At 62.8% G+C, this 16,946-nt stretch carries 17 protein-coding genes and 2 pseudogenes; 8 read left to right on the top strand and 11 right to left on the bottom strand.

The features are described 5' to 3' along the window. Positions 1–93: 93 nt before the first annotated feature. The 3 genes and pseudogenes from AC0L39_RS11705 to AC0L39_RS11715 form a co-directional block, all read left to right on the top strand. Positions 94–543, top strand: a pseudogene (locus AC0L39_RS11705) (HAD family hydrolase); the annotation flags it as partial. A 301-nt stretch (positions 544–844) separates the two neighbouring features. Further along, positions 845–1,774, top strand: coding sequence for an SDR family NAD(P)-dependent oxidoreductase (locus AC0L39_RS11710; RefSeq protein ID WP_473258064.1), 930 nt, complete (start codon positions 845–847; stop codon positions 1,772–1,774). 90 nt (positions 1,775–1,864) lie between these two features. Then, positions 1,865–3,037: a hypothetical protein gene (locus AC0L39_RS11715; RefSeq protein ID WP_473258066.1), complete on the top strand. Its 1,173-nt coding sequence runs from the start codon at positions 1,865–1,867 to the stop codon at positions 3,035–3,037. Between the two features lie 26 nt (positions 3,038–3,063). Here AC0L39_RS11715 and AC0L39_RS11720 read toward each other — a convergent pair whose 3' ends face one another. The 6 genes and pseudogenes from AC0L39_RS11720 to AC0L39_RS11745 form a co-directional block, all read right to left on the bottom strand. Next, positions 3,064–3,432, bottom strand: a complete 369-nt coding sequence (locus tag AC0L39_RS11720; RefSeq protein WP_473258069.1) for a DUF2794 domain-containing protein — start codon at positions 3,430–3,432, stop codon at positions 3,064–3,066. Next, a pseudogene (gene epsC, locus AC0L39_RS11725) lies at positions 3,432–4,161 on the bottom strand (serine O-acetyltransferase EpsC). The gene AC0L39_RS11720 and the pseudogene epsC overlap by 1 nt, the downstream one beginning before the upstream one ends. A 42-nt stretch (positions 4,162–4,203) precedes the next feature. Further along, positions 4,204–4,845 carry an HdaA/DnaA family protein gene (locus tag AC0L39_RS11730; RefSeq protein ID WP_473258071.1) on the bottom strand — a complete coding sequence of 214 codons (642 nt, stop codon included), beginning with the start codon at positions 4,843–4,845 and terminating at the stop codon, positions 4,204–4,206. 19 nt (positions 4,846–4,864) lie between these two features. Next, positions 4,865–5,008: a hypothetical protein gene (locus AC0L39_RS11735; RefSeq protein ID WP_473258072.1), complete on the bottom strand. Its 144-nt coding sequence runs from the start codon at positions 5,006–5,008 to the stop codon at positions 4,865–4,867. Between the two features lie 138 nt (positions 5,009–5,146). Further along, positions 5,147–5,569 (bottom strand): hypothetical protein, encoded by a 423-nt coding sequence (locus AC0L39_RS11740; RefSeq protein ID WP_473258073.1) that lies wholly within the window; start codon positions 5,567–5,569, stop codon positions 5,147–5,149. After that, positions 5,493–6,095 (bottom strand): hypothetical protein, encoded by a 603-nt coding sequence (locus AC0L39_RS11745; RefSeq protein ID WP_473258075.1) that lies wholly within the window; start codon positions 6,093–6,095, stop codon positions 5,493–5,495. The genes AC0L39_RS11740 and AC0L39_RS11745 overlap by 77 nt, the downstream gene beginning before the upstream one ends. A gap of 167 nt (positions 6,096–6,262) precedes the next feature. On the opposite strand from AC0L39_RS11745, the gene purM reads away from it, so the two are divergent. From purM to AC0L39_RS11760, 3 genes are read left to right on the top strand one after another with little or no spacing between them, the layout of a single operon-like run. Beyond that, positions 6,263–7,396 carry a phosphoribosylformylglycinamidine cyclo-ligase gene (gene purM / locus AC0L39_RS11750; protein ID WP_473258077.1) on the top strand — a complete coding sequence of 378 codons (1,134 nt, stop codon included), beginning with the start codon at positions 6,263–6,265 and terminating at the stop codon, positions 7,394–7,396. Beyond that, complete coding sequence (purN, locus tag AC0L39_RS11755) at positions 7,389–8,354, top strand: phosphoribosylglycinamide formyltransferase (RefSeq protein WP_473258079.1); 966 nt, start codon at positions 7,389–7,391, stop codon at positions 8,352–8,354. Before purM ends, purN begins: the two co-directional genes overlap by 8 nt. Then, positions 8,354–9,592, top strand: a complete 1,239-nt coding sequence (locus tag AC0L39_RS11760) for a sulfotransferase (protein ID WP_473258080.1) — start codon at positions 8,354–8,356, stop codon at positions 9,590–9,592. The genes purN and AC0L39_RS11760 overlap by 1 nt, the downstream gene beginning before the upstream one ends. A gap of 60 nt (positions 9,593–9,652) precedes the next feature. On the opposite strand, the gene ndk is transcribed toward AC0L39_RS11760, so the two are convergent. The 5 genes from ndk to AC0L39_RS11785 all read right to left on the bottom strand — a co-directional run bounded on the left by ndk (position 9,653) and on the right by AC0L39_RS11785 (position 12,919). Beyond that, positions 9,653–10,075, bottom strand: coding sequence for a nucleoside-diphosphate kinase (gene ndk, locus AC0L39_RS11765; protein ID WP_473258082.1), 423 nt, complete (start codon positions 10,073–10,075; stop codon positions 9,653–9,655). A gap of 122 nt (positions 10,076–10,197) precedes the next feature. After that, on the bottom strand, positions 10,198–10,704 hold the full coding sequence (locus AC0L39_RS11770; protein ID WP_473258083.1) for a hypothetical protein: 507 nt from the start codon (positions 10,702–10,704) through the stop codon (positions 10,198–10,200). Between the two features lie 60 nt (positions 10,705–10,764). Continuing rightward, positions 10,765–11,217, bottom strand: a complete 453-nt coding sequence (locus AC0L39_RS11775) for a DNA polymerase III subunit chi (RefSeq protein WP_473258085.1) — start codon at positions 11,215–11,217, stop codon at positions 10,765–10,767. A gap of 91 nt (positions 11,218–11,308) precedes the next feature. Then, a complete protein-coding gene (locus AC0L39_RS11780) occupies positions 11,309–11,446 on the bottom strand; it encodes a DUF2256 domain-containing protein (protein WP_473258087.1) in 138 nt (45 codons plus the stop codon). Between the two features lie 15 nt (positions 11,447–11,461). Beyond that, positions 11,462–12,919, bottom strand: a complete 1,458-nt coding sequence (locus AC0L39_RS11785) for a leucyl aminopeptidase (RefSeq protein WP_473258089.1) — start codon at positions 12,917–12,919, stop codon at positions 11,462–11,464. Positions 12,920–13,140: 221 nt separating this feature from the next. Here AC0L39_RS11785 and AC0L39_RS11790 point away from each other — a divergent pair, with 221 nt between their 5' ends. After that, a complete protein-coding gene (locus tag AC0L39_RS11790; RefSeq protein WP_473258091.1) occupies positions 13,141–15,375 on the top strand; it encodes an LPS-assembly protein LptD in 2,235 nt (744 codons plus the stop codon). A 225-nt stretch (positions 15,376–15,600) separates the two neighbouring features. Next, entirely contained in the window at positions 15,601–16,827 is a 1,227-nt protein-coding gene (locus AC0L39_RS11795; RefSeq protein ID WP_473258093.1) for a peptidylprolyl isomerase, read from the top strand. Positions 16,828–16,946: the final 119 nt, after the last annotated feature.

Here is a 16,946-nt window from a genome sequence, read left to right on the forward strand (position 1 = left end):
TCCGTCACGCGGTCGTGCATGACTGACTTTCCTTTTTCGGCCATCGGTTTCGATCTCGACGGCACGCTCCTCGATACCTACCGCGACCTCGGAATGGCGGTAAACCACGCGCTGGAGATTGGCGGGTTCGATGCCGTGCCCATCGACAGCAGCAAGGACCTTATCGGCGGCGGAGCGAAAGTCATGCTTGCCCGCGCAGTCGAGGCGCAGGGCGGGATGCCCGAGGATGATTTTCACGCGCTCTACAAACAGATGCTGCGCTTTTACGCGGACAATAACGCGGTTTATTCGCGGCCCTATCCCGGTGCGCGTGAAGTCGTGGCCCAGCTCAAGGGTCGCGGGGTCACGGTGGCGGTCGTGACCAACAAGTTCGAGGATTTCGCCCGTTCGATCCTGACCCAGCTCGATTTTATCGCCCCGTTCGAAACAGTCATCGGCGGCAACACGATGGGCAAAGGCCCCGGCGGGAAATACATCTCAAAACCGCATCCCGAGCCTTTGATAGAAGCGCAGAAACGCTGCGGCGGCGGCTCGATGGCGTTCGTTGGCGACAGCACTTACGATGTCAATGCAGCGCGGGCCGCCGCCATGCCGGTGGTCGCCGCCGCATACGGATATTGTGACAAACCGCCCCATGAACTGGGCGCGGACGCCGTCATCGATCTCGTTCGATGGCCTGATTTCCGCCTTGGAAACCCTTTAAGGCGCACCCTGCCCCTACGGCGTGCAAGGCTCGCGCAGGACGCTGTTGCAACGCAGCACGATTCCTGCCACCCAGCGCCCACACAAGTTTACGCGCGCGTAAAGCGCCAACACAAAACAAGACGCACGGAAGGATCCATTCATGAGCATCGATTTCAAAGACAAGGTAGCAATCGTCACCGGCGCAGGCGGAGGCCTTGGCCGCGCCTACGCACTCGAGCTGGCGAAGCGCGGCGCGAAAGTTGTCGTCAACGACCTTGGCGGATCGCGCGACGGCACCGGCCATTCCGACATGGCGCTGGAAGTCGTCGAGGAGATTGAAAAGGCCGGCGGCGAAGCAATGTCGAACGGCGGCTCGGTCACCGAATACGACCAGATGGAAAAGATGGTCGCCGACGCCAAGCAGAAATGGGGCGGCGTGCACGTCCTCATCAACAATGCGGGAGTCCTGCGCGACAAGACCTTCGCCAAGATGAGCCCCGAGGACTTCGAATTCGTGCTTAAGGTGCACCTCACCGGCTCGGCATTCGTCACGAAGGCATGCTGGGAAACCTTCCGCGAGCAGTCCTATGGCCGCGCGCTGATGACTGCATCCTCGACCGGCCTGTTCGGCAATTTCGGTCAGGCAAACTACGGCGCCGCAAAGCTCGGCCTTGCCGGTCTGACCAAGACGCTCCAGCTCGAAGGCGCGAAATACAACATCCGCTGCAACTCGCTCTCGCCGGTCGCAGGCACGCGCATGACCGAAGACCTCTTCCCCGAAGAAGCGTTCAAGCTGTTCGCGCCTGAAAATGTGGTTCCGGCGGCGCTCTTCCTCGTCAGCGAAGATGCCCCCACCAACGCCATCGTGGGTGCCGGTGCAGGCGGTTTCCACTCGGCATGGGTGGTGATGAATGACGCCGTGTGGCTGAAGGACGGTGAGCGCACGGTCGAAGGCTTTGCAGATCGCTGGGACGACATCACTTCGTTCACCAACCTCGTCGCCCCGCAATCGGGCAGCGAGCAATCGGGCGCGATCCTGAAAGCCATGCAGAAGGTCACCGGTACGGGCCCTGACAGCGCCCGAGGCTAAGACCTGGAAAATGCGCTCAATCACAGCGTATTGACACAGTAATACACCGGGCCTAGTTTCCCCCGCGTCAGCAAGGGGAGGCTGGGCCCGATGTACAGTGAAGACGATATCAATTCCGCAGTAACCGCCGGGGCGCTTACCCCGGAGGCCGCGCAAAGCTTCCGCTCTCACATGAGCCAGATGCGTGAAATACCGCGCTCCTCGGAAGAGAATTTCCGGCTGATCAACAGTTTCAACGATATCTTCGTCGCCATCGGAGTGGTCATCCTGCTGCTCGCCGTCGGCGCGATTGGTCAGGCGATTGCAGGGCTGATCGCTCCCGCACCCGATTTCTTCGCATTGATCGACCGCGATCCCAAGCCGAGCGAAACCGAAATGGCGGCATGGCGTGAAGCCAACAATTTGCGGCAAGCGCTCGAAATCTCGCTAGCGGGGCTGTTTGTGGCCATTACATCATGGCCGCTCGCCGAGTTCTTCACCAGGCGTCGCCGCATGGCCCTGCCCTCGATCCTGCTGCTGCTGGCCTTTGTCGGCGGGACTTTCGCGACCGTCCTTGGCGTAGGCGTCGCTTTGGTCGAAGGCGGCAATGACCGGCTTGGTGCTCTCGCCATATCACTGGCGGCTTTGGTCGCGGCGGGAGGTGCTTTCCTGCACTGGCGCCGGTTCATGGTGCCCATCACGGTCGCTGCCGGAACCGCGGCGATTGCAGCGACGGTTATCGGCCTGATCGTCACCGGCATCGGGCCCGACAATTTCACCGAAACCACCGTTCTCATGCTCGTTTTCATAGCGGGTCTCGCGGTGTTCGGCTTTGCGATGCGGTGGGACATTTCCGACCGCACGCGCACGACCCGGCGCAGCGATGTCGCGTTCTGGCTGCACCTGCTGGCCGCACCCATGATTGCGCATCCGATTTTTGCGCTGATTGGCGTGACCGACGGCGACAATATCGGCATCGCTGCGGCTGTCGGGGTGGTTGCCGTGTATATCGGCTTCGGCCTGCTCGCCCTCGCCATCGACCGGCGCGCATTGCTGGTGTCCGCGCTCGCTTACGTGCTGTTCGCGCTGACATTCCTGTTCCGCGAGTTTGGAGCGGTGGAGCTCAACTTTGCTCTGACTGCATTCGTGATCGGCTCGGCCCTTCTGAGCCTGTCAGCATTCTGGCAGCCAATCCGCCGGAGCATCGTGGCGGCACTGCCCGGGGACATTCAGGCGGCGCTTCCTGCGACACATGACATGCCGCTACCTGCCCAGAACGCCTGAACGCGGCGCCTGATCACAAAGTGCTGTCAGTCGCCGCCGACAGACTTCATCAGGCGGCGCTCCATCGGGGCCAGCACCCCGGCGAGCTCGTGCCCGCGCCTGAGCACTTGACCATGTTCACCGAACAGCGTCCACATGCCCTGCTTGGCGCGCAGGGCGGGCCGCTTTTCTACGCGGGCCTGGGGACGCTCTGCGGTTCGGCGAAAAGCGGCAAAGCTTGCGGCGTTCCTGTCGAAATCCATCGCGTAATCGCGCCACTGCCCGGCTGCGACCATCCGGCCATACAGATCGAGGATGCGTTGCAGTTCCTTACGGTCGAAGCCGACCTGACCTGCTGTCCTGCCAGGGAATGCGACGACCTGTCCGGGATTGCCCGGCCCCGCTGCTGAGCCCATCAGTCGTCGGTTCCGCTCTTCTTGGCTTCAAGATCGAGCGAGGCTTGCTCAGGCAGTTTCCGGTCGCCCGATGATGCCGCCTTTAGCTCGGCAATTTCGGCCTTCATGGCGCTAAGTTCGGTTTCGAGCTTCTCGATACAGTCGACCCGGTTGCCCTCGGCATCCTCGCACGGCGTGCCGTAGGGTATGAATTCGCGCATCCATTGCTCGGCAGGGACAAGGGTCGAGCGCGCCTTGAACCCGACCATCGTCGCACCGGCTGGCACGTCTTCCATCACCACCGCATTGGCGCCGACGCGGCCGCGCTCTCCGACGGTGATCGGACCGATTATCTGCGCGCCCGAGCCGATAATGACGTTGTCCTCGAGGGTCGGATGACGCTTTCCGCCCTGCCCGTTGGTTGGATTGGTACCACCCAGCGTGACGCATTGGTAAATCGTCACATTGTCGCCAATCTCGGCAGTCTCACCGATCACCGTAAAGCCGTGGTCGATAAAGAAATTGCGTACCGATCGTCGCTCCGGGATGGATATCGATAGCGGTAATAGCACGCGAAAAATGGTTCACGACGCGCGCAAGGAAATAGAGCTTCGCATCGAACAGCCAGTGCGCAATCCGGTGGAAGAACACCGCCCAAACACCTGGATACAAGAGGATTTCCCAGCGCGACCGCGGAGCTGGATCACGGGCCCGGATCGAGTCCAGATAGGTCTTGAGCTTGTCGAACATGACATTTTTCTCCCACCAAACGGGCAGATTTGCAAATCCTGACTACAACAGTTTTTGTTGTTCGGGCCCTTGCAATGCTTCCAGCGCGGCGCGCCAGACCGACATGGTGGCCGGAACCTGCCGTTCAAGACTGATGCGGTCAATCGCCCGAACAAGCGCTTCCAGGGCCGCAAAACTGCGCTCTGTGCGCGGCACGAGATAGTCCGCCGCCCCCTCCGCAAGAGAAAGCGCACGCTGCTCTGCATAGGCCTCGATCAGGCCTGCCGCCATCGCATCGTCCGGCTCCCCGATCTCAAGCTGGAGCGATCCGCCGAGGCGCGATGCAAGGTCAGGCAGCGCGATCTGCCACGGCTGGCTATCCGCAATCAGCAGCAGCGCTTCTCCCGCTTTCGAGCCGCCCTCCTGGCTGGCGTTCCAGCGGTGGAACAGCTCGGTTTCGTCCATGCAGTCGGCGCCGTCGATCACCGCAATGCCCTGAGCTTTCGCCCAGCGGCCCAGCAGCGACTTGCCTGAGCGTGCAGGTCCGGTGAGGACCGCGCTGCGAAACGGCCAGTTGGCAGCATCTCCCAGTGCATCGACTACATGCGCATTGGCATTGCCGACGACGATGCGCTCGGCCTCGCCGCCATCGCGCGGAACAAGCGGTAATGCGATCTGCTGGGTGGAAGGAGCCGGTTTTGCCATCTCTCGAGACCCTTAGGCCCTAACGGCTGATGGCAAGCGCGTTCGAACCCTGGCGCACAGTGAACCCGCGAGAGCGAAGGGCTGCGGCCAGTTCGTCGAGCGTGCCGGCATAGCTGACGCTCATCACCGAAGTACCGCCCATCGCAGTGCTGGTAACCGCCACGCCGCGCACTCCCCCGTTCCACGAACGCTTGAAAGCGCGCTGTCGAATGCGCCTGCATCCGGTGTGGCGAATTGCACGGTGTAGCTGCTGACACTGACAGGTGCCGGGGCAGGAGTGTCGATTTGCCCGCTGTTTGCCTCAGCGGTTGCGGCGACTTCGGCAGCCTCGGCAGCGGCGGCGTCGCGTGCGCGCACTGCGCGTCCGATGTCGATCAGGCGCTGAAGGGCAGGATCGACCTCGCCCGATGCGCCCAAGCGCAAGGTCGGGTCGGGCTGCAATATTCCCTCGGCGAGCGCGGCCTCGTAGATCGAGATCCATGCGCTCGACCGCTTGTTCGAGCATGTCGCTCAGCTGCGCTGGGCTGTCCGCGGTCAGCGCGAAAGTTTCAAGCACGCGGCTGTCCGGCCCGTAACGCGCGGTAAACGTGCCGGTGATCGGTCCGCCTGGATATTGGTAATCGAGCCGTGCAATGGGAACGAGCGCATCAGCCGCGCCGTACTGGTCGAGCGTCGAGCGCCACCATGCGCGGCTGCGGCGACCGGCCTGTCCGTAGGTGAGCAACAGCGAGATCGCCTCCTGCGCCGGAAGGCCGCACGTAATCGATCCGGCTACGCCCCGGATTGAACTGCGCCCATGCCCGCTGCCACGGATTGCGCACTTCAAACGTGGTGAAAGTTCCCGCGCTGATCGACACGGGAAGGAGCAGCATCGGTGCAGATGCCCGCGAAGTCGTCATGCCGCCCAGATACCGCCCGGCACGCTGGCGGTCGAAGATGACGCCAAGCGTCGCGATATAGCGCTTCGGCCCAATCCGCTCACGCTGGATTACGATGGAGGAGACCATGCCCGAAAGCTGACTGTCGGACACGGGCGGCCCGTCGAGCCGCTGCCACGCGATCCGCTGCGCACGCTGCCAGGCAGCCTGCCGCGCCTCCTCGCCGGTATCGGCCCGCTCGTCGATTTCGATCCCGCGCACCTCGTAATCCGCAGAGGATGCCGTCGGCGCGATCCCGCGATCCCCGGCAACCTGCGCGAGTACGAGCGCATAGGCTCCGCCCAACAGCACAAGCGCGATGATCGCAGCCATAGCGCGCCTCATCCATGCGGGTAGCGATGCTCGCTGGAGGGCCTCTTTTGCAGGGCCGGAAAGGGTGATTGTCGCAACCATCGGGGAAATCAGCGGCCTTTTGCCCAAACCGACGTGGAATTCCAAGCGAGAAAGGCTAAACGCATGGGCATGAGTTTGGGGATTGTATGACTTCTGAGACGGGTTCAAGCGGTAAAGACGGCGAAAGCTCGGCAGGCAGCGGCTACACTTATGCCGGTGCAGGCGTGTCGATCGAGGCTGGCAATGCGCTGGTCAAGGCAATCGCTCCGCTCGCCAAGGCGACCGCTCGCCCCGGCGCAACCAGCGAACTTGGCGGCTTCGGCGGGTTTTTCGATCCGAAAGCAGCGGGATACAAGGATCCTTTGCTGGTCGCGGCGAATGACGGAGTCGGCACCAAGCTGAAACTCGCGATCGAGCATGACCGGCACGGCAGCGTCGGCATCGACCTGGTCGCAATGTGCGTGAACGACCTGATCGTGCAAGGCGCGGAGCCGCTGTTCTTCCTCGATTACTTCGCCACCGGACATCTCGAGAGCGGTGTCGCGGAGCGCGTGGTCGCAGGCATTGCCGAGGGATGCAAACAGGCCGGATGCGCGCTGATCGGCGGTGAGACGGCCGAGATGCCTGGGATGTATGCGGACGGGGATTACGACCTCGCAGGATTTTGCGTCGGCGCGGTCGAGCGCGGCGAACAGCTGACCGGTGAGAAGGTTGCGCCGGGTAACATCCTGCTGGGCCTCGCATCCTCGGGCGTGCATTCGAACGGCTATTCGCTCGTACGGCGCTTGGCGGCGGATTTCGGCTGGAAGCTGGAGCGCCCTGCTCTGTTCGACCAGGACCGACTGCTTATCGACGCGCTGATCGAACCGACCCGCATTTATGTCGCGAGCCTGTTGCCGCTGATCCGCGAGGGCCTCGTCAACGGGCTTGCCCACATCACTGGCGGCGGGTTGCTCGAGAACATCCCCCGTATCCTGCCCGAGGGCGCACACGCGCAGGTCGATGCCGGTAGCTGGGATCAGCCTCGCCTGATGGCATTCCTGCAAGCGCAAGGGAACATCGCGCCTTCGGAAATGGCGCGCACCTTCAATTGCGGAGTGGGAATGGTGCTTGCGGTCGAGGCAGACAAGGCAGCCGCTGTCACGGCGCGGCTTACCGAGGCTGGGGAAAAGGTTGTGCAGGTCGGTGCGATCGAGGCCGGGGCACGCGGCTGCACCGTTCGCGGTGCGCAAGGCACTTGGTCGGCGACGAGCGATTGGGAGGCCACGCACCTTGGCTGAAAAAGCCAGAATCGCGATATTCATCTCGGGCACCGGCACAAACATGGCGGCGCTGCTCTATGCCAGCCTGCTCGAGAACTGCCCTTACGAAGTGGTGCTGGTCGCCAGCAATATCGCAGGTGCAGGCGGTCTGGACATAGCCGCTGCCGAGGGGGTCGAAACCTTCGTCCATTCGCACAGGGGTCACAGCCGCGAAGCGCACGATGCGGCCATGGAGACGGCCCTGATCGCTGCGGATACGGAATATTTGGTTTTGGCAGGGTACATGCGCATCCTGTCAGATGATTTCGTACGCCGCTGGGAGGGCCGCATCCTCAACATCCACCCCTCGCTTTTGCCCAAATACAAGGGCCTCGACACCTTTGCCCGTGCCATTGCGGCAGGCGACAGTCATGCTGGCGCGAGCGTGCATGTCGTGACGCCCGAGCTCGATGCGGGCGAGGTGCTGGCGCAGGCGCGCGTGGCGATCCGCGACAGCGAAACGCCCGAAAGCCTGTCCGAACGGGTCAAATATGCCGAGCACCAGCTCTATCCGCGCGCGGTCGCCGACTATGTTTCGCGCGGATACGATGCGGACTACCTTTACTCGCAGGTCAAGGAGCTTGCCCTCGCCCTGCCGGAAACCCATCCGCGCGACAGTCACGGATCCCCTGCCTTCCGCGTCGGGACTGAAAAGTCGGGTAAATTCTTCGCGCATTTCAGCGAGTGCCACCACGGCAGCGAGCATATCGCAGTTCTGGTCAAGACGAGCGGGCTGGACGAATTGCTTGACCTGGTCGAAGCGCAGCCTGAGGTCTATTTCAAACCCGCCTATTACGGCGCTAGCGGCTGGATCGGGCTGATCCTCAACCGCCCGGGTGTCGATTGGGCGCATGTCGCGGACTGGATCGAGCGCAGCTGGCGCAGTGTCGCCCCTGCTCGCCTCAACAAGCTGCACGATGCGGCGGACATGTTCTGATGGCATCTAAAGCGATATCCGGCCTGCCCGCACGCACCCATCCGCTCGCCCGCGCACCAATTGTCGACAAGTCGAACGGATGGCTGCGGCAGGCTTGGGACAAGGGCTGGCTTCCTGCTCCCACCCTCGATGCAGAAGAATTGTGGGCGGCGGCGGCGAAGGGTCTGGGCGATCGCGCCGAAGAGGCTGAGATCGCCGGACGCAGTCCAGAGGATGTCGCCGATTTCCGCTTGCGGCTCGAACGGCTGACCGAGGCGGTGCAGACAGAGGCCGACCTCAACCCGATGGGACGCGCGATGGCGTGGGGCCAATTGGTGCGCGTGATCCGCAACCGCCTGCGTTTCGGCGCGCTGTGGGCCGACCGGCCCGAGCTGCTCGCGACAAAGCTCCCCCCGCCGATCATTGTCATTGGCCATATGCGCAGCGGAACGACGCGCATTCACAAATTGCTCGCCGCCGATCCAGCCCATTCCGCGACCCGCTATTGCGATGCCTCGCACCCGGTCCCCAGCTTTCCCGACATGCGGCGGCTGAGGGGCGCGATCGACCTGATGATGATGCGGCGGATCAATCCCTGGATCGACGTCATTCACCCGATGGCGAGCGGAGAGGTCGAAGAAGAACTCGGCTGGATCGCGGCGGCGCTCAACCATTCGATTTACGAATCGCAGTGGCGCATCCCGAGCTATTCCGCCTTTAGCGAAGCGCGCGATCCGGCACCGGTTTACCGCGAATTTACGCGGATGCTCAAAACCGATGCTGCCCACCGCGATCTGGCGGCAAGTCCGCGCGCGCTCAAGGTGCCCGCTTTCTCCGAAGACCTTGCCACGCTGCTCGCGCAATTCCCCAATGCCCGGCTCGTCATTGCCGAGCGCAAGCACGAATCGGTACTGCGCAGCGCGGTCTCGCTGGTGGCAAACCAGATGGCGATCCAGTGCGACGCCTGCGACCTCACCTGGATCGAGAGCGAGTGGCGGCGCAAGCTTGCGTTGCGCGAGGCGCGCATGGCGGCCGCGCTGGATGGGTGGGACGGCCCGGTCGCGCGCTTGCACTTCGACGCGCTCAACGCCGATTGGGAAAGCGAGGTCAGGCGCACCTATCGCGAGATCGGCATCGAACTCACCAAAGAGGCGCTCGCTGCAATGCACCGCGAAATGGAAGACAGCGAAAGCGGCCACCACCGCGCGCATTCAGCGCAGCTCGCGCACTTTGCCAAGAGCGCAGCGCAAGCTGGCTGAGCGCAAACGAAAAGGGCCGCCCCGCAGGACGACCCTTCGCGATTCGTATCCGGTCAGCGCTTAGCCGACGATCTCGTCTTCGTTGAAGAAGAAGTCGATCTCGATCTTGGCGTTTTCTTCGCTGTCCGATCCGTGGACGGTGTTTTCACCGATTGAAAGCGCGTGCTCCTTGCGGATCGTGCCTGCGTCGGCTTCGGCCGGGTTGGTTGCGCCCATGATGTCGCGGTTGCGCTTCACGGCGTCTTCGCCCTCAAGCACCTGCACGACTACCGGTTCGCTCATCATGAAGTCGACGAGCTCGCCGAAAAACGGGCGTTCCTTGTGGACAGCATAGAATCCTTCGGCCTGCTCGCGGCTCATGTGAATGCGCTTGGAAGCGACGACGCGAAGGCCGGCTTCTTCCAGCATCTTGGTGACGGCGCCGGTCAGGTTGCGTCGGGTTGCGTCGGGCTTGATGATCGAAAAGGTGCGGGTGACCGCCATGACTTGGGTTCCTTGAGAAATATGCGCTGGGATCGCGCCGGGTTTGGCCCGCAGGGCGGACCGATTGTTTTCCGGCGCGCGCTTAGCCGCGCACGCGCTGCAGTTCAAGCTTTAGCAGCAGCCTACAGGCCCAGATCGCCAAGTCCGGTGGTGAGCTGGCCGGTCGTCTTGCCATCCTCTGTGGTTGCATTGAGGGCAAATACTGATCCGCCCGGAGCCTTGCCTGCCAGCATTCTACCTCCATTGATCGTCGCATCGACCTCGATTGTAACACCGGCCTCCTCGGCCTGCTCCTTATAATAGCTGGCAATATCCTCTGCGCTGTCATCGCTTTCGAACGACAGCAGCACGACTCGCGCTCCCTCGCCCTGATTGACGACAGTGTTGGTGACGACCGAGGCACCGGGATAGAGACTGAAACCGTCGGGAAGATCCACCGGCACATCCGCGCCCGAACGCAAGGTCGCGGTGCCATCTGCGGTTTCGATGGTGGCGGTGGTTTCTCCGGTCGAACTGTCGATCGTGTATTCGCCGGTTTCGCCATCGGCGGTCGTAAATTCGCCCGAATTTTCCGAGCCGCAAGCGCCTAGCAGCGCGGCGGCGGCGATGATCGTAGTGATACGGTGCATGGTCTCATTCCCCTCAATGCGAGGCGAAGCATCCCCTATCGCGGCGAATTCTTCAAGGGATCAGGCGACCTTGACCCACTTGCCGTCTTCCTGCCGGAAATAGGACCGCTCGAGATTGTCCTTGTCATCGAGCGCGCGCCATGTCGCGCGCGCCTGCTCCAAAGTCGCATCGCCAAACAGCAGGAAAGTGCGGGCAAAGCCCGCGGTTTCGCGGAACTGGCCATCGGCGAAGATCACCTGGCTGGCCCCGTTGCCCGCCTCGGGAGTGTCGGACAGGAGGACCGGCTGGAGATCGTCACCTTCGCCGCCCGCTTCGCCATTGGCGAGGAAACTGGCGGGGCCAGCCGTCCAGAGCGATTTCGCAATCGCGGCGCGCTGCTCGGCATCCTTGCTGACGACAAGCAGACGCTCACCCGAGCCCAGCACCCTCTCGGCAATGAGAGCGCAGACCTTTTCCGCCGGATCACGCGAGAGCTGCCAGAAATCGACTTTCATGGCGTCGGTTTTAGCCAAAGCCGCTCGCACCCTCCACCCTTCCGCCCGGAATATTTTCGGATACGATCCGGGTGGAAGGGTGGAGGGTGCGGGTGGTCATAAGACGGCGCTAGGATTTCTTATTCCGCCTGCAGCGTTCGGAGCAATAGCGAACGTTGTCCCAATCGCGCTCCCATTTCTTGCGCCACGTGAAGGGCAAGCCGCAGGCTTCACAGACTTTGGAGGGCAGATCCGATTTCTTGCGCATCCGCCCCACAACGATTTACTCCGCGACGTCTTTCACGAACCGGTCGATCAGGCGCGCTCCATACCCGGTTGCGCCCTTGTCCCAGGTGTGGCCCGGCTTGTCCGACCAGACCATGCCCGCCACATCCAGATGCGCCCACGGTGTATCCTTGCGGATGAACCGGTGGAGGAACTGCGCCGCCGTGATCGAGCCTGCCGGACGCGGACCGACATTCTTGATGTCGGCAATCGGCGAATCGATCAGCTTGTCATAGGCCGGACCGATCGGCAGGCGCCAAAGCTTGTCCCCGGTTGCCTTGCCTGCGCTCAGCAGCTCATCGGCCAGCGTGTCGTCATTGGAAAACAGCCCGCCATGTTCGTGGCCCAGCGCAATGATCATTGCCCCGGTCAGCGTCGCAAGATCGACGATACGGGCGGGATCGTATTCCTCCTGCGCCCAGTGCAGCGCGTCGCACAGCACAAGCCGCCCCTCGGCATCGGTGTTGAGCACTTCGACTGTCTGGCCGCTCATCGTGGTTATGACATCGCCGGGGCGCATTGCCTTGCCGTCGGGCATGTTTTCGACAAGGCCCATGACGGCGACGACATTGGCTTTTGCCTTGCGTGTGACCAGTGCGAGCATTCCGCCTGCCACCGCGCCCGCGCCGCCCATGTCCCACTTCATGTCTTCCATGCCGGGTCCGGGCTTCAGCGAAATGCCGCCGGTGTCGAACGTGACGCCCTTGCCGACGAACACGGTCGGTTTGTCGCCTTCCTTGCCGCCATTCCAGCGGATCGCGAGCAGGCGCGAAGGACGGTCTGAGCCGAGCCCGACGCCGAGCAGCGCGCCCATGCCGAGTTCTTCCATTTCCTTATCGCCCAGCACAGTGATCTCTGCGCCGGTTCCGGCGAACTCGTCCTTGCACATCTCGACGAAGCTTTCCGGGTAGAGGATATTGGCCGGCTCGGTGATGAGCTTGCGCGTGAATTCCACGCCTTTCGCAATGGCCATAGCCTCCTGCCATGCCGCCTCTGCGCCATCGGGCGCACCGATCACATGGACCTTTTCCAGCGTCGCGCGCTTCTCCTTGGCGAGCTTCGTGCGGTATTCGTCATACCGCCAGGCGCGCAGGCGCACACCCAGCAGGGCGGCTGCGGCTTCCTCACCCGACAGGTCGGCATGGCCGAGATCGAGCACCATTTCGGTCTCGCCCGAGCGCAGGAACTTGGCGGTCAGCGCCGCGCCGGCCTTTTCGAGGTTGAGCCGCCGGTTGTCCGCATCGGTCTCGCCCGCTCCAGCAAGCGCCACGCGAGTCAGAGCGCCGTCCACCATTGCAAATCCTTCGAACACCTGTCCGGTACGTCCCTTGAACCGAGCCGCTTTCGCTCCATCGGCAAGCGCCGCGTCCATATCGGAAAGGCCGTCCCCCTGATTCACGATGCGGGCGGAAAGGCGCACATTGGCGGGCGCTGTATCGTCGAAATGGATTTGCATGGGTTCTCCAGCGTGTTGGGTGTAGCGGCGGGGGACTTCCAATGGTGCCATATGCAACGCACGAGGCGGCCCGTCGGCACCAGAGCAGCAGGTCCTGAATGGCGATTGCGATTAGGCGCGAGCGGTGCAATAGGCAAGGCATGTCGCGAGGTTGGAAGGTCGGCGGATTGGTCGCAAACGGCACTTTATTGCGTTGCAGGACAAGTCCGCTTGGGCTTGCAATGCTTGGCGCGCCCGCGCTTGCCATGGCCTCGCCGCTGGCTGCGCAAGACGAACCGGATGACAATAGGCCCATATCCCTTCCTGTTACCGAGCCCGACCCAGCGCCCACAGAACTGGAAGCGCCGCAGCTGGGCGAAGCTATCGACTTCGAAGCGGACCAGCTCACTTATGACAGTGAGGCGGACACGGTAACGGCGCGCGGGAATGTCATCCTGCGCAGCGCCGACAATTCAGTGCGCGCCAATCAGGTCGTGTGGGACCGGACAACCGGGCAGATCTTTGCCACCGGCAATATTCGTTTCGTCGATGACAGCGGCAACCAGCTCTTCACCGAATCGTTGGAACTGACGGACGAATTCGAGGCGGGCGCGATGAGCGATCTGTTGCTCGCCCTGCGCGCTGGCGGACGGCTGGCTGCGAGGTCCGGCGCGCGCGGCGAGGACGGCACGGTCATCCTCACCGATGCGGCCTACACCGCTTGCGCCGTCACGGGCGAGGATGGCTGCGCGAAAGACCCGAGCTGGCGCATCACCGCCGACCGGGTGACCTATGATCCGGTCGATAGCCAGGTGCGGTTCCGGGGCGCGATGCTGGAATTGTTCGGCGCGCGCATCCTGCCGCTCCCCGGCCTGTCGCTGCGCACTGACGGCAGCGCGGTGTCCGGCTTCCTCGTCCCCAATGTCCGCGTATCCGAGGTCAACGGGCTGGAACTTTCGGGCGAATATTACTGGCGGCTGGCCGAAAACCGCGACCTGACGCTCGGTGCGTACGTGTTCTCCGAGGTTGCGCCGATGGTGAATGCGCAGTGGCGCCACCTGACGGACAAGGGCGCGTACCAGATCACCGGCTATGCCACCGTGTCGAGCCGCGTGGCCGATTTCACCGGCGTGCCCACGACTGAAAGCGACCCGCGCGGCTACCTGTTTGCCAATGGCACGTTCCAGTTCAGTCCCGAATGGAGCCTGACGGGCTCGGTCCGCGTCGCCAGCGATCGGACGTTCCTGCGCCGCTACGATCTCAGCCGCGATGACCGCCTGCGCTCGACTATCAATCTGGAGCGGATCGATGACAAATCGTACCTGTCGCTGGCCGGGTGGGCGACGCAGACCTTGCGGATCAATGCGGAGCAGGGCCAGATCCCGGTCGCCGTCCCCGCCTTCGATTACCGCCGCATCCTCGATGATCCAGTGCTGGGCGGACAGGTTCAGTTGCAGGCCAATACGCTCAGCCTGATCCGCAATGAAGGGCAGGATACACAGCGCGCGTTCGCCGGTGCGCAGTGGGACATGCGCCGCCTGACGGGGCTGGGTCAGGTCGTGACCCTGACCGGCCTGGTGCGCGGCGATGTCTATCATACCGACAATTCGCTCGCGACGCAGACCGAGATTTATCGCGGGAACGAAGGCTGGACCGCGCGCGGCATCGCCACCGCTGCGCTCGATGTGGAGTGGCCATTCGTCGGCGAGGCATTCGGCGGTACGCAAGTGCTCACCCCGCGCCTGCAGCTCGTCGCGAGCCCGCCGATCCGCAATCTCGCCGTGCCCAATGAGGATGCGCGCGCGATCGACCTTGAGGATTCCAACCTGTTCGCGCTCAACCGCTTCCCCGGATACGACCGGGTCGAAGACGGTGCGCGCCTGACATGGGGCGTCGACTGGTCGCTCACCATGCCCGATTGGCGTATCAAGACGAATGTCGGTCAGTCCTACCGCTTCGACGCCGAGCGCACGATCTTCCCCGACGGGACCGGCCTGTCGGAACGGGTTTCGGATTTTGTCGGACGCACCGAGGTCCGCTGGCGCGACTACATCCAATTCACCCACCGCTTCCGCCTCGACAAGGACAATATCGCGCTTCGGCGCAACGAGATCGACGCGACAGTCGGATCGCAGCAGACCTATCTGGAGGTCGGCTATCTCCGCCTCGACCGGGACATCAAGACAGTCGAGGATTTGCAGGACCGCGAGGAACTGCGCGCCGCTGCGCGTGTCGCTTTCGGTCCGCACTGGTCGGCGTTCGGTTCAGGCGTGTTCAACCTGACCGGCGCAAACGAAGACCCTACCTTCGCGCCCGACGGGTTCGAGCCGATCCGCACGCGGCTGGGCGTGGCCTACAACGATGATTGCATCGAATTCGGCCTTACCTGGCGGCGCGATTTCATCACCGCAGGCGATGCCGAGCGCGGCAATACGTTCCAGCTGTTCTTCGCCCTGCGCAATCTTGGCTTCCGCTAGGCGCGATTGCCGTTTCGGGGCAAAGGCCCGACCACATGAATTGGCAGCGGGCTAAAAAGCAGTTAAAGGCGCTGCGTCAGGAGGATACGCGCACTCAGCCCTCGTTAAGCCGCGCGCTGCCAACGCCTGACCGGAAGCGCATGTGGGGCCGCGCCGACTTGGATACATCACCATGTTTTTGCGCTATAAACGCGCGGTAAAATGAATTGGGATTGATACGTGACGATGAAGGTTTTTTCGAAGCGCTGTGCTGCACTCCTGGCCGCCGGCCTGATGGGCGCGGCCACTTTCGCGGCGCCTGCCGCTGCACAGACGCAGGGCCAGCCGACCGCAAGTGACCCGTTTGGGATTCCCGAAGACTTCTCGATCCTTGGCAGCGAAGAAGGCGGTGAGCGCAGCGCGACTGCTGTCGTGAACGGATACGTGATCACCGGAACGGATATCAACCAGAGGGTCGCGCTCGTCACGTCGGCCTCTCAGAATGAATTGTCCGAACAGGAGCTTGACCGGCTGCGCGAACAAGTGCTCCGCAATCTCATCGACGAAACGCTCAAGATCCAGGCTGCGCAAGCGCTCGAATTGCCGGTCGAACGCGCGCGTGTCGAAGAGACCTACAACCAGCTAGCCGCTCAGAATTTCGGCCAGAACCCTGAACGGATGGCGGAATACCTGGAATCGATCGGATCTTCACCCAATGCTCTTAAGCGCCAGATCGAAGGCGAGCTTGCCTGGGAAAACCTGCTTCGCCGTAACATCACGCCATTTGTGAACGTGTCTGCCGAAGAGGTGAACGATGTTCTGCAGCGGATGGAAGAATCGCGCGGCACCGAAGAATACCGGCTCGGCGAGATCTACCTGTCGGCCACACAGGAAAATCGCGCAACCGTTCTGCAAACTGCCGAGCAGATCATGGAGCAATTGCGCCAGGGCGGCAGCTTTGTCGCCTATGCCCGCCAATATTCCGAAGCGACCACTGCGGTGGTTGGCGGCGACCTCGGCTGGATTCGCCTCGGCCAGCTTCCCACGGCGCTCGGCGCTGCCGCGCGCCAGATGCAGCCCGGCCAGCTTAATGGGCCGATCGAGATACCGGGAGGGTTCTCGATCCTGTACTTGATCAACAAACGTCAGGTGCTGATGGCGGACCCGAACAATGCGCTGCTCAGCCTGCGGCAGATTTCCATCAGCTTTGCCCCGGATGTGAGTCAGGAAGAGGCCGAAAGCCAAGTCAATGAATTCGCCACTTTCATCCAGAGCCTGCGCGGCTGTGCCGATGCCGACCGCGCGCGCACAGAGCTTGGCGCGACGGTCGTGACCAATGACCAGATTACCGCTGGCTCACTCCCCGACCAGCTGCGCAACATCATCCTGCAATTGCAGGTCGGGCAGACCACCCCGCCCTTTGGCAGTCCGCAGGAAGGCGTCCGCGTCCTCATGCTGTGCGAGCCGCGATGATCCGGAAGATGCAGGCGCTCCGACATTCGAGGCTGTGATGAGCCAGATCGAGGAGGAGCGAGATCAACAAGCGCGCCCAACGTTACCTTCGCGACCTGCGCAACGACGCCTATATCGAG

The sequence above is a fragment of the Erythrobacter sp. K21-9 genome, from assembly GCF_055808355.1.

Bases quoted from the DNA above. Each gene is read 5' to 3' on its own strand.
- AC0L39_RS11710 (WP_473258064.1), top strand. From the start codon at position 845: ATGAGCATCGATTTCAAAGACAAGGTAGCAATCGTCACCGGCGCAGGC.
- AC0L39_RS11715 (WP_473258066.1), top strand. From the start codon at position 1,865: ATGTACAGTGAAGACGATATCAATTCCGCAGTAACCGCCGGGGCGCTT.
- AC0L39_RS11720 (WP_473258069.1), bottom strand. From the start codon at position 3,432: ATGGGCTCAGCAGCGGGGCCGGGCAATCCCGGACAGGTCGTCGCATTC.
- AC0L39_RS11730 (WP_473258071.1), bottom strand. From the start codon at position 4,845: ATGGCAAAACCGGCTCCTTCCACCCAGCAGATCGCATTACCGCTTGTT.
- AC0L39_RS11745 (WP_473258075.1), bottom strand. From the start codon at position 6,095: ATGGCTGCGATCATCGCGCTTGTGCTGTTGGGCGGAGCCTATGCGCTC.
- purM (WP_473258077.1), top strand. From the start codon at position 6,263: ATGACTTCTGAGACGGGTTCAAGCGGTAAAGACGGCGAAAGCTCGGCA.
- AC0L39_RS11760 (WP_473258080.1), top strand. From the start codon at position 8,354: ATGGCATCTAAAGCGATATCCGGCCTGCCCGCACGCACCCATCCGCTC.
- ndk (WP_473258082.1), bottom strand. From the start codon at position 10,075: ATGGCGGTCACCCGCACCTTTTCGATCATCAAGCCCGACGCAACCCGA.
- AC0L39_RS11770 (WP_473258083.1), bottom strand. From the start codon at position 10,704: ATGCACCGTATCACTACGATCATCGCCGCCGCCGCGCTGCTAGGCGCT.
- AC0L39_RS11780 (WP_473258087.1), bottom strand. From the start codon at position 11,446: ATGCGCAAGAAATCGGATCTGCCCTCCAAAGTCTGTGAAGCCTGCGGC.
- AC0L39_RS11785 (WP_473258089.1), bottom strand. From the start codon at position 12,919: ATGCAAATCCATTTCGACGATACAGCGCCCGCCAATGTGCGCCTTTCC.
- AC0L39_RS11790 (WP_473258091.1), top strand. From the start codon at position 13,141: ATGCTTGGCGCGCCCGCGCTTGCCATGGCCTCGCCGCTGGCTGCGCAA.
- AC0L39_RS11795 (WP_473258093.1), top strand. From the start codon at position 15,601: ATGAAGGTTTTTTCGAAGCGCTGTGCTGCACTCCTGGCCGCCGGCCTG.